This is a genomic window from Frankia sp. AgKG'84/4 (assembly GCF_023242965.2).
GTDB lineage: Bacteria > Actinomycetota > Actinomycetes > Frankiales > Frankiaceae > Frankia.
In genome coordinates, this window is record NZ_JALKFU020001284.1 from 1 (window position 1) to 2231 (window position 2231).

The following is a 2231-nucleotide window of genomic DNA, read 5'->3' on the forward strand; positions in this document are numbered from 1 at the left end:
ACGTCCAGCCGTCCGTCGAGGCGGGCCTGTCCTCGTAGAAGAGTCTCAGCCGGTGCTCCCCGACCAGGCCGGCGCGGCGCGGCGCGAGGATCGGTTCCAGGGCCCACAGCCCGATCGGCAGCAGGCAGATCACCAGCGACAGCGAGACCCAGACCATGTTCGCCGGATAGAGGTGGCCCAGCGCGGCGGCGGCGGCGATCGATCCAGCCGACCACACCGCCCAGAACAGGTGCTTGCGGAAGGTCATCAGCCGGTCCGGGCTGGCCTGGTCGCCCTTCGGGGTGACGACGAACCCGAGCTTGCGCCGGAACACCGCCCCGACCAGTGCCGTCGAGTAGAAGGGCGTGCACAGGACCGACACGAAGATGCCGGACATGCCGGCGCTGCCCGCCTCCTCGTGCGGGCTGGTGTTGAACCGGCGCAGCCAGAAATACAACAGCAGCCGGGCGGCGAACACATCGAAGTACAGCGCGAGCCACGCCGAGACGTGCACGACGATTCCGGTGGACCCCAGGGCCATGTACGTGGTGGTGAGGATCATCCCGAGGATCCAGGTCAGCGCGACCGTCGGATAGTGCAGCATCAGCGTCGCGTAGTGCAGCCGCGGACCCCAGGTCAGCCGGCGCATCCGCCGGGCCGCTTCGGTGACGAGGACCTCGTTGGCCCCGCGGGCCCAGCGCAGCTGCTGGCTGAAGAAGTCCGTCCAGGTCGCCGGGCCCTCGCCGACGGCGATGACGTCCGGGGTGTAGACCGACGTCCACCGGTGGTTCGTGTTCGGATTGCGGGCACCGTGGACGGCGAACGACGTCGCGAGATCCTCCGTGATGGAGTCCTGGAATCCGCCGATCTGCCGCCAGGTCTCCACCCGATAGGCGTGGTTCGTGCCGACGAACATGCCGCAGGCGAACCGGTTCGCCGCGCGCTGCACCACCGAGTGGAACATGTAGTTCTGCGCCTCGGCGCCGCGGGTGAGGTAGTGGCGGAAATTTCCGTAGACCTGCGGTCCGACGACGAACGCGACGTTCGGATCGCGGAAATAACCGAGCATTCGCTGCGCGAAGTTCGGCAGCGGAATGTGATCGGGATCCACGGAGATGACCACGTCGTAGGCGTCACCGTGGGCATCGAGCCACGAGTTGTGGTTACCGTGCTTCGTCTTCGCACGAAACCGGCCACGATCGGTGTTCCAGCGTTCGACGCCCTTGCGGGAGAAGTGGTTGACGCCGATCTCGACGCACATCGCCCGCACCGCCGGGTCATTGCCCTCGTCGAGCAGCCAGACGTCGATTTTCGAGTCGTGCCGGATGTTGCGGGCCGCGATCAGGGTGTCGCGGACGACGTCGATGGGTTCCTTCGACGGCACGATCGTCGTGGTGAACGCGAGCCGCAGGCCGCGCGGCGGGGTGACCGGGATGGGATTGCGCATGATGAACGCCGACCAGCACAGCGTTATCGAGTTCAGCAGGCGGATGCCCTCGGTCACGACGATCAGCCAGAACATCACGGCGTTGCCGACCTGGACCGCGGTCGGCAGGTAACGCGAGTGCGGGTAGTGCTGCGGCTGGATCAGCCAGACGAAGAACAGCGACGAGAGCCCCACGGTGGCGAGCAGCTGCGGCAGCACCTGGTACAGGTGCCGGCCCACCATGATCTTCCGGTAGGCGACGTGGTACTCCCCCGCCGCGGGAGGTTCCCGCAGGGGGCCGGCGAGCGTCGAGAACGACGCGTAGTCATAGGCCATGCCCGGCTCCGTCCCGTGTCACGTCGGCCGCGCGGCGGGTCAGCACCAGCCAGCTCAGGGCCGCGACGGCCATGACGACACCGGCCGCCACGGTGACCCACAGCCACAGACCAACCGCCGTGGCCGTGACCGGTTCGTCGGTCTGGAAGGTTCCGATGCGCAGCCGGCCGATCGTGTGCTCGAGTGGATCGGCGGCGGACAGGCGGCTCAACGCGAGCGCGGCGACGGCGACGCCCGCGGCGACCAGGGCCGCGCCCAGCGCCGGATGCCCACCGCGGCGGGCCAGCGCGCAGCAGACGAGGGCGAGCAGTCCGACCGCGACGACCAGCGCGCCGGTGGGCGCCAGCTCCCAGCCGGACCGGGTGACGACGAGCAGCTCCGCGCCACGGTCGGACAGGGTCGCGCGCACCCAGGTACGCGGCACCGCCAGCGCCGCCACCAGCGCGGCCAGCGCGCACAGCCCCAGGGCGCGGTTCGCCCAGGGCGCCCC

Annotated in this window: 2 protein-coding genes; both read right to left on the reverse strand. The window is 69.4% G+C overall.

Features of this window, described 5'->3' with window-relative positions; genetic code table 11:
• Nucleotides 1-1741, reverse strand: a 1741-nt coding sequence (locus MXD58_RS29680) for a glycosyltransferase family 2 protein (RefSeq protein WP_250611456.1), incomplete at its 3' end; no start/stop codon positions are given.
• The coding region (locus tag MXD58_RS29685) for a Trp biosynthesis-associated membrane protein (RefSeq protein WP_250611458.1) at nt 1731-2231 on the reverse strand (501 nt) is incomplete at its 5' end. The genes MXD58_RS29680 and MXD58_RS29685, both read right to left, overlap by 11 nt.